This is a genomic window from Vreelandella glaciei, assembly GCF_013415125.1.
GTDB lineage: Bacteria > Pseudomonadota > Gammaproteobacteria > Pseudomonadales > Halomonadaceae > Vreelandella > Vreelandella glaciei.
The window spans coordinates 131043-149651 of sequence record NZ_JACCDE010000007.1 but is presented as its reverse complement, the minus strand read 5'-3'; the positions used below and the strand labels follow the sequence as shown (position 1 = coordinate 149651).

Genomic DNA, 18609 nt, shown 5'->3' with positions numbered 1-18609 from the left:
ATAAGCTAAACGATAGACCAAGAAAGCGGCTGGGATACCGAACCCCAGCCCAGGTGTTCTTAGGTGAATACTCAGGAGCGCTAGAAACCGCAGGTGCTGCACTTATTAGTTGAATTCAGGGTATGTCACCACCCTGCGCGAAAACAGCCTGCTTGATGAGGTAGGGCATCTTGAAGTCCATCTTTATGGCTCGTTGTCCGCCACGGGTATCGGACATGCCACCGATAACGCGATTATTATGGGATTAATGGGTGAACGCCCTAGCACAATAGATCCCTCGATTATTGAGCCAGCCATTCAGGCGCTTAAAGAGAGCCAGTCATTACAGCTGGGTCGACATAAAACAGTGAAGTTTGTTTGGGATAGTGACCTCTTTTTTCATGAAGAGAGCTTGCCCCACCACCCTAATGCCATGAGGCTCAAAGCTTTCACGCATCAGGGCGACTTGGTGTATCAAAATACCTATTATTCGGTGGGCGGCGGCTTCGTTGTTGAGCAAGCCCAGTTAGATATGCCGTTAGACGATTTAGATGGAGCTACTCTTCCTTACAACTTCGACACGGCTGACGAACTCCTGGCGCTATGTGAAAAAGAGCAGCTAAGTGTCAGCCGGCTGATGCTGGAAAATGAGAAAGTATGGCGGACTGAGGAGGAGGTCAGAAACGAACTGTGGCGTATCTGGCAAGTGATGTGTGAATGCATCGATAATGGATTAACCCACGAAGGGATACTGCCGGGCGGTTTAAAAGTTAAGCGAAGGGCTAAGCTGCTTCACCAGCGTCTTCAAGCGGCAGAGCAGAATGATTGCCTGATCGCCTCAACGTTCTCAGCGATGGAGTGGGTGAATATTTTTGCCCTCGCCGTTAACGAAGAGAATGCTGCAGGGGGGCGCATGGTCACGGCGCCCACCAACGGTGCCGCAGGCATCATCCCCGCCGTCTTACACTACTATATGAAGTTTCAGCCCAACGCCTGTGAGAAAAACGTGGTGGATTTTTTGCTGGCGGCAGGCGCCATTGGCATTCTGTGTAAGAAAAATGCCTCGATCTCCGGCGCCGAAGTGGGCTGCCAGGGGGAGGTCGGGTCGGCTTGTGCCATGGCAGCGGCTGGCTTGGCTGATGTGATGGGGGGCACGCCCGAACAAGTCGAGCATGCGGCCGAAATCGGCTTGGAGCACAATTTAGGGTTAACCTGTGACCCCGTTGGCGGGTTGGTTCAAGTCCCTTGTATCGAGCGCAACGCTATCGCAACGGTAAAGGCGATCAACGCCGCTCAAATGGCATTACGCGGCGATGGCACTCACTTTATATCATTGGATAAAGTCATTCGTACCATGCGCGATACAGGGCGAGATATGCTGGATAAGTATAAAGAGACATCCAAAGGAGGGTTAGCGGTTAATGCCATTGAGTGTTAAGTAGCTCTAACGTGAACTCTTGGAAATTTAGCCCCTTCTTAAGCAGCATGTGACCTATATAGTTTGCTTATTCAGGGGCTTATCAAACCAACCATCACGTTTTCGGCAATTATCCCCGTTTAGACGCCGCCAGCGCATACAAAAACTCAAGCCCTAATGTCGCAGCAGCGAGCGACGTAATGTCGCCGTGATCGTAGGCAGGATTGACTTCCACCACGTCCATGCCAACTAACTCCATTCCCACCATACCGCGAATCACTTTCAGCATTAGATCAGTCGACATACCCCCACAGACGGGCGTGCCGGTACCGGGGGCGTATGCCGGGTCCAGGCCATCAATGTCCAGGCTGACGTAAGCAGGATGATGACCCACTTTGGCGCGAATTCGCTCCAGTACAGCCGCTGCACCGTGGTCGTTGACCCAGTCCGCATCCAGTACCTCGTAAGGATGGTTGTGACGGTCGTAGCTGGTGCGAATGCCAATTTGCAGCGAGTGCTCAGACACCACTAAGCCTTCTTTTAAAGCGTGGTGAAAAATGGTGCCGTGGTCAAAGCGTGTGCCCTGCTCGTAGGTATCGGTGTGGGCGTCGAAATGGATCAGCGCCAGCGGGCCGTGCTCTCGGGCGTGGGCGCGCAGCAGCGGCAGGCTAATGTAGTGGTCGCCGCCCAGGGTAAGCATTTTTTTACCCGCTTTTAACCAGCGGTTGGCGTGGGTTTCCAGGTTATCGACCAGGCTTTCGGGCTCGCCATAGGCGTAATCAACGTTGCCTGCATCGCACACCTTGAGGCGATCTTCTAGGGCGAAATCCCAAGGCCAGCGCTTGCCTTCCCAGATCAGGTTAGCGGTACTTTGACGAATAGCATTCGGCCCCATGCGGGTGCCTGAACGGCCCGAACATGCAAGGTCAAAGGGAACGCCACTCACCACAACGTCAGCGTCGGTTGTCTTAGGATCCGTTGCTTTTGCTACGCCCATAAAGGTAGAAATCACATCGCCATAAAGGCTGGGCATGGTTTGTGTTTGTGGGTGGGTCACCGGTGTGCTTCTCCTTGCGTGCTGGATTATCGTTGATAGTTGCGGGTGGGCGAATAAGCAGCAGACAATAAGCAATTTCTGGTGATAAATTAAATGAATGTTTAGAATTTAATCATTCGTGATGTGAATAATGAGAGGCTATGCGCTTACTTCGCCATTTCGACCTAAACTTGCTGCTGGTGTTTGAGGTGCTGATGCACGAGCGTCACGTCACTCGCGCGGCAGAAACGCTGCATTTAAGCCAACCCGCCTTGAGCCATGCCTTAAAACGGCTGCGTGAGTCGCTGGATGATCCGCTGCTGGTGCGTACCGAAAACGGTATGCAGCCGACACCCCGGGCACTTGAGCTGCTGCCCGTGGTGCAACAGGCGCTGGCGATGCTGCGGCAAGGGCTTGCGCCCCCCGCAATGTTTACGCCTGCCAACAGCACGCGACGCTTTACGCTCGCCACCACGGATTACTTTGAAGAGGTCATGTACCCGCTCTTTTTAAGTCAGCTGTTGGCCTATGCGCCGGGCATTAGCTTTTCCATTGAGTTGATTACCCCGGATGTGCTGAGTGAGGGGCTGGAACAGCGCCAAATTGATATGGTGGTAGGGCTGGATAGCCAAAGCGCGTTGCCCAGTGGCGTGATTCAGACTCCCTGGATGGATGAGGAACTGGTCTGCTTGGCCGCTACCCATAATGGCCGCGTGGGCGAAGGGCTGAATATTGGTCAGTTTGCGGATGCGCTCCATGTGGAGCTGGCGGATATTAGCGGGCTGCGCCCTAGTAATATCGATAGCTGCCTGGTTCAACACGGCTTAACCCGCCGGATAATCTCTAAAAATCTCAACTACATCGCCGCAGCGCGGGTAGTGGCGCTGACGGAAGCGATCATGACGCTGCCACGTCAGATGGCTGAGCGCTTTGTCATGATGCTGCCAGTGCGTATGGTGGAGCCGCCCAAAGAGCTCCCAACGCTGCAAATGACGCTGATTCAGCATGGGCTGTTTGCCAATGAACCTGCGCTCATCTGGCTAACTCAATCACTGGTTGAGTTCGCCGGCACCTTCCGACAGCAAGCCTCTTCAGGGGCACTGCGACCCGCTTGATGGTTGGAAGTTGCTTCAATAAAGGCGGGTGACTTAGTAGAGTGTCAGCAAAGAGGCAGTAAGCGGGATTTAGCTAAACCACAGGCAACCATAATAATGACAGCAACGTATAAACTCCTGATTGCCGACGATCACCCTCTGGTACGTGACGCTATGGCGCGCGTGATCCGTGAAGCTTACGCAGGTGCTGAGGTTATCGAGGTGGAAGATTTTGCAGCGGCTTTCGCTCATGCCCAGCAGGATCCTGATCTTGACTTGATAGTGCTGGATTTAAATATGCCTGGCATGAACGGGTTAACGGGGCTTTTGCAGCTGCGTAATGAGCATCCTACGATTCCGGTGGTGATTGTTTCTGCGGAAGAGAATAAGCAGATTATTCTTCAGGCGGTCTCTTGTGGTGCAGCGGGGTTTATCCCCAAATCATTGTCCCGTGATCAGATGCGCCACGCCATTGCCCAGGTACTGGAAGGCAATATCTTTCTACCCGCCGATGCGATGCGCGCGCCGGACAGTATTCGTAAGCGTCGCCACCAGGAGCAGGGTTTTAAGGCGGAACAGCTGCGCCAACTGACCCGCAAACAGCTACAGGTGTTGGAACACATGACCCGCGGTGAGTCTAACAAGATGATTGCCTATCACCTCAATATCGCGGAAACCACAGTGAAAGCCCATGTGTCGGCGATCTTGCGCAAGCTGGGGGTGACCAGCCGCGTACAAGCTATTTTATCGGCCAACGATATCGATTTTTCTCAGTTCCTCAAACGCTGACTCGCCTCAATCGTTAATGCGATAGTGGCCAGCACTATCCAACCAGTGGGTTTGCCAGTGACCGTGGGTGTTTATCAGAGCGGGCAAATCGGTCAGCGCCTGTGAATGGATGCTGTGCTGCCCAAGCCGATGCAGTGGCTGATCAGTGCCTGACAAGAGGCTTTGCCACTGGATGATCAGCGCGGCCAGGGGCGTTTCAGGCGGTGTGAGCGAGCGTTTAAGGGCGTTTGGCGTCTTTAGGGCATCTTCCGCCGCTTGCCACAGGGCATTGGTGATGGCTAGTAGCTTTTCGCCTACTGGTTCAGTGTCTTCGCTGGTTTGCACCACATAGCCAAGTGAGCAGGGCGCACCGTCGCTTCTGCGTACCGCCGCGACATACCCCAAGTGATGGTCATATCGCGCCTGCTGAAAAAAGGCCGCGCTGTGGTGCTGCTCAACCAGCGCTAATAGCCAGCGCTGGGTGGGCGTGCCCGGTAAGCTCAGTGTGCGCATGATGGCTGTGCTGGCCGGCGCATTGGTAGCAGGCGTCTGCACAGAGCGTGTTGCCATGCGGCTGGCCAACCCTGCCAGCGCGTGGCAAACGACCTCTGCCTCTGCTTCATGGGAAACCCATACCGCCGGTGTGGTAGGCAGCGGTGTCAGGCGCTGGATCAACCGCTGAGCCAGGAGTCCTTGGGGAACAATGGCCGTATTGACATGCGCTTCTTGCAGTAAGGTTTGCATGGCAACGGCCGCTCCCTCCCCCACGGTTATCACCCAACTGCCCTGCGCAAGTTGCATGTGCTGACATATCACGCCGCGGCGGGCGCACCGTTTGGCAGCCAGGGGGGCGGGAAGGAACATTGCGTTGGGAATAAAACAGGCTGCCCAGGTGGTGTCGGCAAGGGAGGCGAAATCATCGCTGACACCATACTGGCCGCACCAACGCTGCACATGAGGGCTGGCCGCCAATTGTGCTGCATCGTCAGCATGCTGGAACGTTGTAGGCGCGTTATAAACAAGCCAGCGGGGAACTGGCCTGGGATCTCTGGTGGGAAAATATGGCCGAGCCGCTGTATTGGCAGCAAGCCGCCGTGCCAATGTTTGCTGGCGCGCATAGACAAACCACGCCGACGCTAGTTGCACGGTACCGGCAGGGGGCTGCCAAACGGTGCGGTGATCGATAGGGGCCGTCGCGAGCGGGGCTGCTAGACGTTCGCTGAGGGAAGCCGCCAGCACGTCCAGCCGCTCCTGCGATGCGGTACCGGTTAGTGCCAAGCTGAAAGCGTCTGAAGCCCCGGTTGGGGCGGCAGTCGCGTGGTAGTCGATAATCGAGTCAGCTAACTGATCCACCAGGTGGCCTTGGTTTAACGAATCGGCAGTGTCGCTAAGGGCGTTAAACTGATGACGCGAAACGGACGAGGGTAGCGGCCACAATAGCTCAACGGCGTTGGCCGTCCCGACCACCTTAGCGCGGGGCAGACTGCCCCAGCGGGGTGTAATAGCAAGCGCCGGAGCGTTGGGCGGTAGCGGGTTGAACAGCGTTGCCATACGTTGAATAAGGCGGGTCACCGCTTCTGTGGTCCTGGGGCTGATAATTGCAATGCTAACGCGGCCGCCGTGGTAGTGGTCGTGGTGAAACGCGGTCAGCGCCTCATGAAGTAACCCAGTGTGATGGCCCAGCGTTTGTGCGTTGCCGTGGCGGCAGCCTGCACCGATATGCTGCGGGTCACTGAGTGTGGCGATGGCTGATAGCCGTTGCATCGCCGAGCTGTGCTGGCGGGCCTGCCATTCGGCGTCAATAGCGGCGACTTCAGTGTGAATGGTCGGCGACGAAAGAGTGGGCGTGGCGAGCTGGCTGGTAACAGTGAGAGCCGCCGTTTCCAGGCTGTCTGCCGGTATCGAGAAATGCACATCGGTGACGTAGTCATCGGTGTGGGCGTTCAGCCCGCCCTGGTGCTGGGCAAGCCACGTGAGCAGGCTGGTGCTAGAGGAGGTTGTCAGTGGTGCGGTGGTGAGCACGTGCTCCAGTAAGTGGGCTAGGCCTGGCAGGGTGGAGGGCTCATCCAAATAGCCCGCTGCAATAGTGATGCTAACGTGAGCATGGGTTAAATGGGGTGCGTGGGCCAGCATGCCCTGCACGCCGTTAGGCAGGGAGATACAGGACTGTGGGAAGCGTGGGTTAGCCATTGAGCAGGCTACGTAGTAGTGCGCGCAGTTTGCCGGGGCGTACCGGCTTGTTTAACTGCGGCACGCCGGCATTACGTAACCGCCTTTGCCAGTGGTCAGAGCGGTCGGCACTGATAATGGCGGCAGGTAACTGCGGGTCATGCCAGTGGTGTCGAAGTTGTCGAATGGCCTCCAGCCCAGTCACGCTATCGTCTAAGTGCAAGTCGACTAGCAGCATATCCGGCGCCTCCGAGCAGGCTTTGGCGGCCGTCACATCCAGCGCGGTATCGCAACTGACCTGCCATTCACTGAGCAACAGCGCCATGCCTTCAAGAATGGCTGGTTCGTTATCCAGGATCAGTACGCGCACCCCTTCGAACTCGGCGTCAGCGGAAAACGGCGCGCTGGGGGTGGGAGCTTGGCTAAAGGAAATACCGCTGGCACGGGGCACCCTAACCGCAAAACAGGAGCCTTGGCCGGGGGCAGAACGCACAGAAAGCGGGTGCTCAAGGCGCTGGCTAATCCGTTCCACAATCGCAAGCCCTAGGCCAACGCCCTGGCGATCGCGCGCGCGAGTGGCGTTGAGTTGATGAAACTCGCGGAAAATAAGCTGGTAGTCGCTTTCGGGAATACCAATACCGCTATCGACGACGTTTATGGTCAGGCTGGTGTCACTGTGACGTCGCACGCCTAGGCAAATGCCGCCATGCTGGGTATAGCGGCAAGCGTTAGCCAGAAAGTTGCGCACAATACGACTGAGTAGATGAGGGTCGCTGGTCACCGCTTGATGGCAGGGCACATAGCGCAGCGTTAACCCTTTTCGTTGCGCCACGGGGGCAAACTCGTCAGCGAGATTGCTAAGAATATCGTCGAGATTAAAGTGGCGTAGTTGCGGCTGTACTTGGCCGTGATCCAGTTTTGAAATATCCAAGAGGTCGGAAAGAATCGCTTCGGCGCTTTCCAGCGAGTTTTGCACCCTCTCAACCAGGACTAGATTATCGCTGTCGTTCAACCGCTCCTGTAGTGAGGCCACCAATAAGCGTGCAGCGTTCATGGGTTGCAGCAGATCATGGCTAGCGGCGGCCAGGTAGCGGTCTTTACTGTGGTTGGCAAACTCGGCAGCATCGCGCGCGTTTCTAAGCGCCTCGTTGAGACGTTCCAGTGCCTGGGTGCGGTCAGCTACCCGGGCTTCCAAGTGGGCGTTGAGTGTTTCTAAGTGTTGGCGGGCGCGCTCACGCTCAGTAATATCTGCCACAAAGCCTTCGATCAGGTCTTCGTCTCCGGCAAGCTCGGCGGGCTTTTTGATCAGCGTAATGGCGACGGGAACTTGGTGACCAGAAGCTCCTTGCAACAAGGTGGTTTGGCCTGTTACGTGCCCTTGAATGAGCAGCAGGTCGCGCAGCTGTTGCCCAGTGGTAGCGTTAACAAAGAGCGCGTCAAAGCGGGCACAGCGCTCCAGGGTATGCGCTACGCTGCTATCGTCGAGCATGGCGGCAAGTGCCGGGTTGGCGGCGCGCAGTTTGCCGGAGAGCGATGCCTGAAAAATACCGTGTAGCGCGTTTTCAAACAGCCATTTATAGCGATTGCGCTCAACTTCAAGCTCTTCTAAGCGCACTGACAGCTCGCGATAATAGCTTTTGCGCGCCGACTGTTGGCCAAGCCCGAGCAGATCGCTGACCGAAAAGCCCGAAGGATCGTTGGCTTTTTTCATAGCGCCTCTTCGTACACCACCGCTACATCCCTTGAGTTGGAACGGCGCGGGTTGGTCAAAATGCAGGGGTCGCCCAGCGCGTGGTTGGTGAGAAACGGCACATCGCTGCGTGAGACGCCCATCTTGCCAAGCGTGCCTCCCAGGCCAACCGCATGTTTTAAATCGACTAAATACCGGAACAGCGCTTTTTTGATCTGCTGCTGTGACAGCCCCCGGCAGTCGATACCGACGGCTTCGGCGACCCGCTTAAAACGATCGGGGACGGCATCATAATTATAGGCCACCACATGCTCTAACAGCATAGCGTTGCACAAACCGTGGGGTAGATCCAAGAAGCCGCCCAAACTATGCGACATAGCGTGTACGGCGCCCAAAATAGCGTTTGAGAACGCCAAGCCCGCTTGCATGCTGCCTAGCATTACCTGAGCGCGCAGCTCTCCATCGGTAGGATTCGCCACCAGCGCCTCAAGATGGCTGCTGATCAAACGCATGGCTTCCAAGGCGTGGGTATCGGTGAGCGGGCCGCTGCCGGTTGAAACGAACGCTTCAATGGCATGCACTAACGCGTCGACCCCGGTACAAGCGGTCAGGTAGGGCGACATGGTCATGGTGACTTCAGGATCGATCAGCGAGACATCCGGCACGACGGCCTTGCTGATAATCGAGAATTTCATGCGCCGCTGCTGGTCAGAAATAATCGCAAACTGGGAAATATCCGCCGAGGTGCCCGCCGTTGAAGGAATAAAAATCAGCGGAGGAATCGGCACGCGAATCGTATCAACGCCTTCAAAATCGAGAATATGCCCGCCGTGGGCCGTGACGATACCAATCCCCTTGGCGCAGTCCATCGGGCTGCCACCGCCTATCGCCACAATCGCCTTGCAGCCGGTTTCACGGTAGATCTCGGCACCGGCCATAATCTCATCTACCCGGGGGTTGGGGGAGACGGCGGTAAAACGCTCAACGGCAATGTTGGCTTCCAGCAGTTTGGCTTCAATATCGGTCACCCAGCCCGCCAGGAGTACACCAGGATCAGAGACCAGCAGTACCTTTTCTGCCCCAAAAGTAGAGACGTAATTGCCTGCCGCGTGGCGCGCACCGTCGCCAAAAATAATTTCAGGCGCGACAAACTTACGAAGTTGCGTGAGCGGCGAAGTCATGGGGCGGTCTCGTTTATAATTGTTAACCATTATCTTAAGCACCTTAGGAGATTGTTGCTTTACGACCTTGGTGCCGTCGTTAGGGGGCAAGTCATCTTATTGATAAAAGGCCAGCTCGCGAGCCAGCATGGTTTGGCGCGCTTGGGGGTGGCGAATGCCGTGGTATTCGTTATCGAATAGCAGTGTTTGCGCCTCTCCACCTTGCTGTTCGATATGCCGCGCCATGGCGTGGGTCTGCTCCGGTACTACCACGGCATCGTTGCCACCCTGGATAAACAGGGCTCGTAATGGTCGCTGGCAACGGGTGACGTGGTAAGCAGGGCTGCGCTGGGCGAGCTGGGTTTCGTCTCCGATTAGCCAGGCCAAGTAGCCGGATTCAAAGCGGTGTGTTTTTGCTGATAACGATAACGCATCAGTTACCCCGTACAGGCTAGTGGCCGCAGCAAACAGGGGCGTGGTGGCCAGGGCATTGAGGGCGGTAAACCCGCCAGCGCTTTGGCCACGGATAAAGCAGCGCGCTGTATCTATTGCAAAGCGTGCGCAGGCGGCGTTAACCAGGGCGATCACATCGTCAGTATCGCTAATGCCCCACAGGCCCGCTAAACACTCGCGGTAGTGGCGGCCAAAGTTGCCGCTGCCCCGTGGGTTGATATCTAGTACATGAAAGCCCTGCTGCTGCCAGTAGGCTACCAGCGGGTCGTAAATAGGATAGGTGGCGGCGGTAGGTCCGCCGTGAACGCGGACAATCAGTGGTGCAGTGCGGTTGGCTAAGGCTGAGTAGAAAAAGCCGTGCACCGTTTCGCCTGCGTTGCCAACGCGTGTTTCCAACCATTGTGCCGTGGCGGGAGGTTCAGTCACTAGATTTTTCGTTACGTTACTCACGACCTTACCCACTAGGCATTTGCGTGAGCCATTTTCGTTGAAGCGTATCAGCCGGGCGCCGCAGCAGGCGTTTTGCACTATGGCGTAATCACCGTGTTCTGCCAGCGTAATGCTTACCACGCGGCCGGGGGCTGATAGCAGTGCTTCGACCTGCTCGCCGGAGCGTCGGTAAAGCTGAGCCGCCCCCTGGTGGAGTTGGCAGTAAACCTGCCGATTGTCTCGCCAGGCGTGCTGGCGCTCACCCAGTTGCCACGGTGTGGTGATGTGATCAACCGGAGCGCTGCTCAGGCAAAGGGGGGTGGCCAAGCTAACCTGCCAGGGCTGCCACCAGCCAGCGTGGTCGCTCATGCAGATCAGCGCGTTATGAGGGCCAAACTGCGGCTGGCTAATCGCTGCGCCGAAGTCCCAGCGCTCAAAGGCGGTAAGCCTACCGTTAGCCGTCACCTGTGCGAGGTGCAACAGGCTACGCTGCCAAGGCATATCAGGCAGTGACCAGCTCACCCACGCTAAATAGTTACCGTCGTCGCTTAATATCGGCGCGCCGTAGAAATCGCGGCCTTCTGCCAATACGTACCGATGGCTGGCAGTAATGGCGATAAGACGCTGACCATGGGTATCTTCCTCAACCGCGAATACACGCTGGCGCTTAGAATCTGCGCACAGCCCACCGTAGGCTGTTTGTGGCCGCTTCTGCCAGCAGTGGCTGGCGCCGTGGTGGTCGCGGTGCATAATCGCCTGGTCGTGCTGGCGGACCCACACGATGCCCTCCAGCAGTGGCGTATAGCTGCCGCCGCCGTACTGGTTCACGCGGCTGCCCACAGCGTCCTCTATCAAACATTGCGGCGCCTCGTTGCTGTCAGCCGCCCATCGCCAAAGCTGCATGTCGCCCGTTTGCGGGCAGCGAGCCAGCCAGTAAACGGCCTGGGTGTCGCTGTGCAATTCGCCCAGGGTATCGATAGGTTCGGCGGCATCTGCCAGGGTAAGCCGCATAGGTGTGTGCTCCTTATTGTGGGGTACCCCACAGCAGCCGTGCTTCATAGCGAGGATAAAGCTGCATCACGCTACGGGTAAACTCGTATTCAGTGAGCGCTATGGTGTTAAAGGCGTCAGGAATCTCGACGGCCAAGATATGGTTGGCCCCCAGCCCTTCGCTAGCCGCGTTACCGAGGCGCTGGTCTAGCCATGCGAGGTAGTGAGCGGTTTGCTCTAACACCGTGTTGGACGGCGCGCTGGGGCCATGGCCGGGCACGGCGATGCGGGCGTTGAGACCAAGTAGATCGTTAAGTTCTTCCTGCCACTGTTGCAAGCCAGGGCTGTGAGCAGTAGCGGCAGCACGTTGGTAGAAGCCCATATCGCCCAAAAACAGAACCTCGGTGGCGTGATCCATAATGACTAGGTCACCACCACTGTGGCCGCGCATGGCGTATAGCGTGAGTGGGTAGCTTCCCAGCGTTACCTCGCCTGCCTCAATCGTGTCGGGCAGGGCAATATGCGAGCGCGCCAAGCTGCGCCCGGTCAGCCGCTCTACGTTATCGATCAGTGCTTCTCGGTCGCGGGCCATCAGCGCACGAGTGCTGGCTAAGGTGAGGTGCTCTGCCTCGTCGAAGGCGGCATTACCGAAAAAGTGATCGGGGTGGTGGTGGGTATTCAAAACCCAGCGTACGGGGTGGGAGGTGTGCTGCGCAATCAGTGTTTTGAGTGTTTCGCCAAAGCGTGGGCTGCTGCCGCTGTCAATGAGAATGGTACCGTTGGGTGTGGCAATAAATGCTTGGTTGCCGATATGGCCGCAGTTGCTGGTGGAAAGCTCTTCTCTTAAGCCTTCCACCATCCAGGTGTTCTCTGCAATCGGCTGGGCCGTTAGCGGACGTTCGCAGAACATGACCGGCTCGCTGGCTGCTAGCGGTGTGCTCAGCAGCGCCGCTATGCTCGCAAATAAGCGCGTTTTCATGGTTGCAGCCCAATAGAAAAGCGGTTGCCGTTGTTGTCCCGGGCGCCAATCACATAGCCCTCCGCAGAGGGACGCATATGAAGCCCCAGGGTGGGGTTGGCGCTCACCGAGGCTTCGATATCCAGCGCGGCCACTTTCTGACCCTGCTGATCCAGCAGCTCAAACGACTGTACGTAAAAGGCGGGCAGGCTGGGAATTAAACCGCTGTCCATGGGGTGAGAGAGACGCACCCGTAGGCGCTGTTCGCTTTCAGTGGCAAACAGCCGTCCCTGCAGCTCGCCGAAGGTGTTTTCCCAGTCGTTGTCAGCGCCGGCAATACCCGGCGTGGTACAGCCGCCGCCTTCTGCTTCAATGTAGGTGCCGCCCACGTGCCAAGTATCCCCCTGTTTCACTGCTACGCGTACCGCAGAGGCTTGTTCCAAGCGAATATTTAACGAAAGCTTGGCGAGACCATGGCTCATCGGTGAGTAGTGAAACAGGCGGGGAATAGGATTGAGATCCACCCAGGCGATGATGTCGGTTATCGGCTCGCCGTTGGCTGCTAATCCGCGGGCGTCTAACTCAATGGGTACTTGGCCTGAGTCTTCGGCGAAACTTGGCGCGCTAACAATGACCCGCTCATCAAACACCACCGGGGCGTCGCCCAAAAAGCGCTCGCGGTACACAGGCCACATAAAGGAATCAAGCGGATCCTGTTCAGCGGTGTTCACGGTGGCCAAGGCGGGGGAGGGCAACATAACTATTAGCCAGATAAACGCTGCGAGGAATGCAGGAAGAGCCGCGGCGAGCCGTGGTAACGTGATGATGGGCGTTGGGGTTGCCATAGTACCTCCCAGCTTAGCGATTACTGTCCGGTCGTTTCTATGCTGACCGTTTCTAACCAGGTGCGGATGGCCCACAGTGCTTCTTGGCTGACGTAGTCGGACATACGCGGCATTAGCACACGGCCATTGCGCTCGGCACCGTTCGTGACCAGCTCTTTGAACCACTCATCGCCCCACGGGCCATTCTCCAGCTCGCGTAGGTCGGGGGCGATGCCGCCGGATTTTGCTTCCAGGCCGTGGCAAGCGGCGCAGTTGCTGTTATAAGCGCGGGCGCCAATGTCCACGGCTAGATCATGTTGGGGGTGATCACGGTAAGGATTCTCTTCCCGCCATTCGTCACCTAAGCGCTCAAGATCTTTAGTATCAACGGCTTGCGGGGTTACGCTGCCATGGGACCATGCCATTGGTGCAGCCAGCAAAGCCACAAGGGCGATAGCCCCCGCTTGGCCTATGGGTGTTTTGGTAGCGGCCGTTTTTGAGATTGCCGTTGTGATTGTTTTTGAGATTGTTTTTGAGATTGTTTTTGTAAGCGTTGTCATGGAATAGCTCCTCAGGGGCTCAATGTATCGTTACTTGAGTGAGCATAGGCAGGTAATCTTGCCGAACCTATAGCACCTTAGGCATCGCTAGCCTCCTCCTTTGGAAGTAGTGCTAATTTAGGATGAGAACGCGACTGGAGAGGTAGGTTGGTTTTTGATCTGGGCTTCTAAGCTGAGCTTAGTCTTGCTGGCACCACGCAAGCAGCAGCTTGGCCGCTTTGCAGCCATTGCATTGTGATCATTACTCGGATGGAAAAACCATGACATACGCTATCAATAACAACACGTCAGCCCGCAAAATTTCGTGGCCCTTTCGCCTGCGTACTCTCACCGCCGCCGTTGCTTACGCCTCTGCCCTAGGTGTTGGGGGCGTTGCATTGACAGCCCACGCCAGCGAGGTGACCTGGGACGATATTCTCAATGACCATAACAACACTGAAACGGTGCTGATGTACGGCATGGGCGTGAAAGCCCAACGCTACAGCCCGCTGGATCAAATTAACGCAGACAATGTAGAGATGCTAACCCCTGCATGGTCTCACTCCTTTGGCGATGAAATGCAGCGTGGCCAGGAGTCACAGGCGCTGATCCATGAAGGCGTTATCTATGTTACCGGCTCCTATTCACGTATTTTTGCCATTGATGCACGTACTGGAAAGAGGTTGTGGTCTTATAACCATCGACTGCCCAGCGATATTCGCCCTTGCTGTGACGTAGTGAACCGCGGCGCGGCCATTTACGGCGACAAGGTGTTCTTCGGTACGTTGGATGCGGGAATTGTGGCGCTAAATAAAGATACTGGCGAAGTGGTGTGGCGCGAACGCTTTGGTGACCACCGCGCGGGTTACACCATGACGGGCGCACCAACGATTGTAGAAGATAGCGAAACGGGTCGCGTATTGCTGATTCATGGCTCTTCAGGGGATGAGTTCGGCATTGTGGGTAAGCTCTATGCCCGTGACCCTGATACCGGTGAAGAGATTTGGATGCGCCCCTTTGTTGAAGGTCATATGGGGCGTTTGAACGGTGAGGAGAGCACCCCAACGGGTGATGCCAGCGCACCCTCCTGGCCCGATGACCCAGACAGCGACACCGGCAAAGTACCAGCCTGGAGCCAAGGCGGCGGTGCGCCATGGCAGAGCGCCAGCTTCGACCCTGACACCAATACCATTATCATTGGTGCGGGTAACCCGGCCCCCTGGAACGGCTGGGCACGCACCTCGGAAGACGGCGACCCGGCTGACTATGATAGCCTCTATACCTCTGGTCAACTGGGTATCGACCCCTCGACCGGCGAAGTGAAGTGGTTCTATCAGCACACGCCCAACGACACCTGGGACTTTTCAGGCAATAACGAAATCGTATTGTTCGAATACGAAGATGAGAATGGCCAAACGGTGAATGCGGGCGCCCACGCTGACCGTAATGGCTTCTTCTATGTCACTGACCGCACTAACGGCGAGCTCATCAACGCTTTTCCCTTTGTCGATAACATCTCTTGGGCGACCCATATCGATCTGGAAACCGGCCGCCCGGTTGAGGCTGAAGGCCAGCGTCCACCGCGTTTGGAAGAAGGCCAAACCCGCTCGGAGCCTGTTGAAGTATCGCCTCCGTTCCTGGGCGGTAAAAATTGGAACCCCATGGCGTATAGCGAAGATACCGGGCTGTTCTACGTGCCGGGTAATCACTGGAAAGAGGATTACTGGACTGAGGAAGTCGAGTATGTAGAAGGCGCCGCTTACTTGGGTATGGGCTTCCGTATTAAGCGTATGTACGACGACCATGTGGGTATTCTGCGCGCTGTAGACCCGGTTACCGGCGAGTATGCTTGGGAGCATAAAGAGCCTATGCCGCTATGGGCAGGCGTGCTAGCCACCCACGGTGATTTGGTGTTTACCGGTACGGGGGATGGCTACTTCAAGGCATTCCATGCTGAAACTGGGGAAGAGCTTTGGAAGTTTCAGGTAGGCACCGGCATCATTTCACCACCGGTTACCTGGGAAATGGACGGTGAGCAGTACATCGGTGTCACTGCAGGTTATGGTGGTGCAGTTCCGCTGTGGGGCGGTGATATGGCGGAACTTACGCGACCGATTGCCCAGGGCGGCTCGTTCTGGGTCTTCAAATTGCCGTCCTTCGTTAAAGATCTGGCTAACCGTTAATTTATTAACACCTCTTGGGCGGCCTTTGCCGCCCTTTTTTGAAGGAAGATAACGGTAGTGGAGAGAACAATAATGATAACGCCTAATACTGTGCCTTTATGGCGACGCCAAACAACAGCGATTTTTCTCTGCCTTAGCGCGATAGGCAGTGTCGTTGCCGACGATTATGTTGAAGAGTATCAACCGCCAGTGCATAACGGCTGCGAGTTGGTGCCAGGCGCCCAGTGCGCCAATAGGGACTTATCCGGCGGTGACTTTTCTAACCTTGATTTGCAAGGCGCTAACTTTGCGGGCAGCAACTTAGATGGCTCGGATTTCCGCCATAGCAATCTACGCAGCGTCGATTTTGAAGGTGCATCGCTACGCAACGCTAACCTTAATCGCGCGCGTATGCCCAACACCCACCTGCGTGGTGCCGATCTTTCCCATGCCAGTCTGGTTGGGTTGGATAGCTGGAGTATTTATGCCCAGGGGGCGACGTTTGATCATGCTGACCTGACGGGGGCCAATTTGGCGTTCGCCCGACTGTCTGGGGCCAGTATGCAGGGAGCGAAGCTGATGGGCAGCAACCTGGAAATGGCCTGGATGAATAAGGTCAACCTGATAGGGGCGGATCTGCGTGATGCTAACCTGCAAGAAGTCAAAATGAACATTGCCCGTCTTAACGATGCTGATATGACCGGTGCACGTATCCACTACGGTAACTTCCAAATGGCCCAAATGGAGGGATGTACCGCCTGCCCGTTTGATTGGGAGTAATGCCATCATGTCGACGCAACACTCGGCGCACTCTGTGCGCCGTTATACCATTTGTTTGGCGTGGATAAGTGGGATAGTTAGCGGAGTGGCGGGTGCTGACGTACCTGCAGCGGCGTTTAACCAACAAGGCTATCGGTTACCGCCATTTAAAGCACCCGTCACTGCACCGTTACCCGGGGTGACCACGTTAGATGACGATACTTTTCAAGTATTGCTGGAATCGCCGTCGGTCATTCTGGTGGATGTCTACGCGCTAACTTGGCATAACGGCCTTTTTCTGCAGGATAGTCCTCACTTAACGATCCCCGGCAGTATTTGGCTGCCTAACGTGGGCGCCCCTACTTTGGAAGATGAATGGCGTGATTACTTCACACAAACACTCGATGCGCAGCGTGAGAACGCGGAGGCAGCGCCGTTGGTGTTCTTTTGCCGCACCGACTGCTGGCTTTCCTGGAATGCTGCCCGACGCGCTGAGGCAATGGGCTATGAAGAGCTATATTGGTACCCCGATGGGGTGGATGGCTGGCAAGCGAACGGTCATTCATTAGCAGCTGTTTGCCCGCAGTTGCCTGCCCATGCTGAGCGAGCCACCTGCGAGCCTTAATGAGTGTATTACTGATAAATAGATTTATTGCCGATAAATCAGCTCGGGCGTTTGGCGGGGAGAAGGCTCCGCTGAACCATCCTGGCTCTGTAACTGCTTTGTTTGCAACTGCTTTGATTGGCGGGCATTGCGGGGAATCAGGGACGCTTGCTCAGGCGTGCTTTGGGCGTTTTCTGCGATCAGGCTCTCTAGCAACCCATGCTGGGGAGAGTGCTGGCACACCGGGTCAGTGGCGTTGATATCGCCGGTTAACAAATAAGCTTGGCAACGGCAGCCGCCATGGTCTTTATCGCGCTCGTCACACTGCTGGCAGAGTGTTGGCATCCACTGGGTGCCGCGAAAACGGTTAAAGGCATCGCTTTGGTACCAAATGTCCTTTAGCGACGTCTCTTTTACGTTGGGAAACGCCATCGGCAGTTCCCTAGCGCTATGGCAGGGCAACACGGCGCCATCCGGGGCGACGGTCATAAAAATGCTCCCCCAGCCGCCCATGCACGCTTTAGGCGCTTGTTCAAAGTAGTCCGGTACCACAAACAACAACGACATATCGCGGCCCCTTGCCGCCAGTGTTTCCCGCCAGCGGTTGGTTTCCGCTTCGGCACGTACCAGTTGTTCACGGGTAGGCATCAACGCTTGGCGGTTCAAAAACGCCCAGCCGTAATACTGGCAGTTGGCCAGTTCAACCGCATCCGCGCCTAGCTCATCGCAGAGGGCAATCAGATCGCCAACTTGATCGATATTGTGCCGATGCAGCACCACGTTCAATACCATGGGGTAGCCAGCGGCCTTGACGGCTTTTGCCATAGCTAGCTTGTTGGCATGGGCCTTGGCGGAGCCTGCCAGCGCCTGAGCCAGTTCGGGGTCGGCAGCCTGCAGGCTAATCTGGATATGATCCAGGCCCGCTTCTGCCAGGGCGTCTACCCGCTGGGCAGTAAGGCCCACGCCAGAGGTCAGCAGGTTGGTATAAAAGCCCAGCGTGCGTGCTTCGCTGACCAGCGCTTCGAGGTCCTGGCGAATCAGCGGCTCGCCGCCGGAAAAGCCCAACTGAGCCGACCCCATGGCCCGCGCCTGACGCAGTACACTAAACCAAGCTTCGGTATCCAGCTCGTTTTGGTAGCGGGTAAATGCCAGCGGGTTAGAACAGTAGGCACACTGCAGCGGGCAGCGGTAGGTAAGTTCTGCCAGCAGCCATAAGGGCGGTGAGATAGCTTCGGCGGTTGGACTCGCTCTGTTTTGATTAACCGTATTACCATTAACCACAGTGCACCTCCTTCACGGTCAGCCAGCCGTTGCTGCGGGCTTCTTCAATAAACTGCACGACATCGTCTGTTAAGGTCTCTGCGCCTGGGTAGCGCCGCTGTAGGGTGGCGATAATGTCGGCGACGGATTGGCGACCATCGACCTGTTCAAGAATCGCCCCGGCAGTCGTGCTGAGCTTGACCATACCTTCGGGGTAAAGAATGACGTGGCAGCCCTGAATGGCCTCCCACTGTAACCGCCAGCCGCGTCGCAGTTGGTAAATGTCTTGCTGTGCCATGTTGAACTCCCCGGCGCTAG

The 18609-nt window shown here is 56.5% G+C and carries 16 protein-coding genes and 1 pseudogene; 7 read left to right on the top strand and 10 right to left on the bottom strand.

Translation table 11 applies throughout. From position 1 onward, the window contains the following. Window positions 1–113, top strand: a pseudogene (locus HZS80_RS23415) (IS30 family transposase); the annotation flags it as partial. Next, window positions 110–1417 (top strand): L-serine ammonia-lyase, encoded by a 1308-nt coding sequence (locus HZS80_RS07015; protein WP_246361774.1) that lies wholly within the window; start codon window positions 110–112, stop codon window positions 1415–1417. The pseudogene HZS80_RS23415 and the gene HZS80_RS07015, both read left to right, overlap by 4 nt. A gap of 109 nt (window positions 1418–1526) precedes the next feature. Here the strand turns inward: HZS80_RS07015 and speB are convergent, their stop codons facing one another. Then, window positions 1527–2429 (bottom strand): agmatinase, encoded by a 903-nt coding sequence (gene speB, locus HZS80_RS07010; RefSeq protein WP_179915598.1) that lies wholly within the window; start codon window positions 2427–2429, stop codon window positions 1527–1529. Between the two features lie 164 nt (window positions 2430–2593). On the opposite strand from speB, the gene HZS80_RS07005 reads away from it, so the two are divergent. After that, a complete protein-coding gene (locus HZS80_RS07005) occupies window positions 2594–3547 on the top strand; it encodes a LysR family transcriptional regulator (RefSeq protein ID WP_179915589.1) in 954 nt (317 codons plus the stop codon). 96 nt (window positions 3548–3643) lie between these two features. Then, window positions 3644–4315: a response regulator gene (locus HZS80_RS07000; RefSeq protein WP_035560584.1), complete on the top strand. Its 672-nt coding sequence runs from the start codon at window positions 3644–3646 to the stop codon at window positions 4313–4315. Between the two features lie 6 nt (window positions 4316–4321). Here the strand turns inward: HZS80_RS07000 and HZS80_RS06995 are convergent, their stop codons facing one another. The 7 genes from HZS80_RS06995 to pedF form a co-directional block, all read right to left on the bottom strand. Next, window positions 4322–6484 carry an insulinase family protein gene (locus tag HZS80_RS06995; protein ID WP_218927616.1) on the bottom strand — a complete coding sequence of 721 codons (2163 nt, stop codon included), beginning with the start codon at window positions 6482–6484 and terminating at the stop codon, window positions 4322–4324. Then, window positions 6477–8174, bottom strand: coding sequence for a PAS domain-containing hybrid sensor histidine kinase/response regulator (locus tag HZS80_RS06990; RefSeq protein WP_179915588.1), 1698 nt, complete (start codon window positions 8172–8174; stop codon window positions 6477–6479). The genes HZS80_RS06995 and HZS80_RS06990 overlap by 8 nt, the downstream gene beginning before the upstream one ends. After that, window positions 8171–9334 carry an alcohol dehydrogenase-like regulatory protein ErcA gene (ercA, locus tag HZS80_RS06985; RefSeq protein ID WP_179915587.1) on the bottom strand — a complete coding sequence of 388 codons (1164 nt, stop codon included), beginning with the start codon at window positions 9332–9334 and terminating at the stop codon, window positions 8171–8173. The genes HZS80_RS06990 and ercA overlap by 4 nt, the downstream gene beginning before the upstream one ends. 96 nt (window positions 9335–9430) lie before the next feature. Beyond that, window positions 9431–11206: an alpha/beta hydrolase family protein gene (locus HZS80_RS06980; protein WP_179915586.1), complete on the bottom strand. Its 1776-nt coding sequence runs from the start codon at window positions 11204–11206 to the stop codon at window positions 9431–9433. Window positions 11207–11219: 13 nt separating this feature from the next. Then, the gene (locus HZS80_RS06975; RefSeq protein ID WP_179915585.1) at window positions 11220–12164 is read right to left on the bottom strand and encodes a quinoprotein relay system zinc metallohydrolase 1; all 945 of its coding nucleotides are present in this window, start codon (window positions 12162–12164) and stop codon (window positions 11220–11222) included. After that, on the bottom strand, window positions 12161–12988 hold the full coding sequence (locus HZS80_RS06970; RefSeq protein WP_218927615.1) for a quinoprotein dehydrogenase-associated SoxYZ-like carrier: 828 nt from the start codon (window positions 12986–12988) through the stop codon (window positions 12161–12163). The genes HZS80_RS06975 and HZS80_RS06970 overlap by 4 nt, the downstream gene beginning before the upstream one ends. A 20-nt stretch (window positions 12989–13008) precedes the next feature. Then, window positions 13009–13527, bottom strand: coding sequence for a cytochrome c-550 PedF (gene pedF / locus HZS80_RS06965; protein WP_218927614.1), 519 nt, complete (start codon window positions 13525–13527; stop codon window positions 13009–13011). A 260-nt stretch (window positions 13528–13787) separates the two neighbouring features. Between pedF and HZS80_RS06960 the strand changes: the two genes are divergently transcribed. The 3 genes from HZS80_RS06960 to HZS80_RS06950 all read left to right on the top strand — a co-directional run bounded on the left by HZS80_RS06960 (window position 13788) and on the right by HZS80_RS06950 (window position 17052). Further along, window positions 13788–15689, top strand: coding sequence for a methanol/ethanol family PQQ-dependent dehydrogenase (locus HZS80_RS06960; protein ID WP_246361772.1), 1902 nt, complete (start codon window positions 13788–13790; stop codon window positions 15687–15689). 72 nt (window positions 15690–15761) lie between these two features. Continuing rightward, complete coding sequence (locus HZS80_RS06955; RefSeq protein WP_179915584.1) at window positions 15762–16448, top strand: pentapeptide repeat-containing protein; 687 nt, start codon at window positions 15762–15764, stop codon at window positions 16446–16448. Between the two features lie 7 nt (window positions 16449–16455). Then, a complete protein-coding gene (locus tag HZS80_RS06950; protein WP_179915583.1) occupies window positions 16456–17052 on the top strand; it encodes a rhodanese-like domain-containing protein in 597 nt (198 codons plus the stop codon). 24 nt (window positions 17053–17076) lie between these two features. Here the strand turns inward: HZS80_RS06950 and pqqE are convergent, their stop codons facing one another. Both pqqE and pqqD read right to left on the bottom strand, forming a co-directional pair. Further along, window positions 17077–18312, bottom strand: coding sequence for a pyrroloquinoline quinone biosynthesis protein PqqE (pqqE, locus tag HZS80_RS06945; protein ID WP_179915582.1), 1236 nt, complete (start codon window positions 18310–18312; stop codon window positions 17077–17079). After that, window positions 18305–18589, bottom strand: coding sequence for a pyrroloquinoline quinone biosynthesis peptide chaperone PqqD (pqqD, locus tag HZS80_RS06940; RefSeq protein ID WP_035560600.1), 285 nt, complete (start codon window positions 18587–18589; stop codon window positions 18305–18307). Before pqqD ends, pqqE begins: the two co-directional genes overlap by 8 nt. Between the last annotated feature and the right edge of the window lie 20 nt (window positions 18590–18609).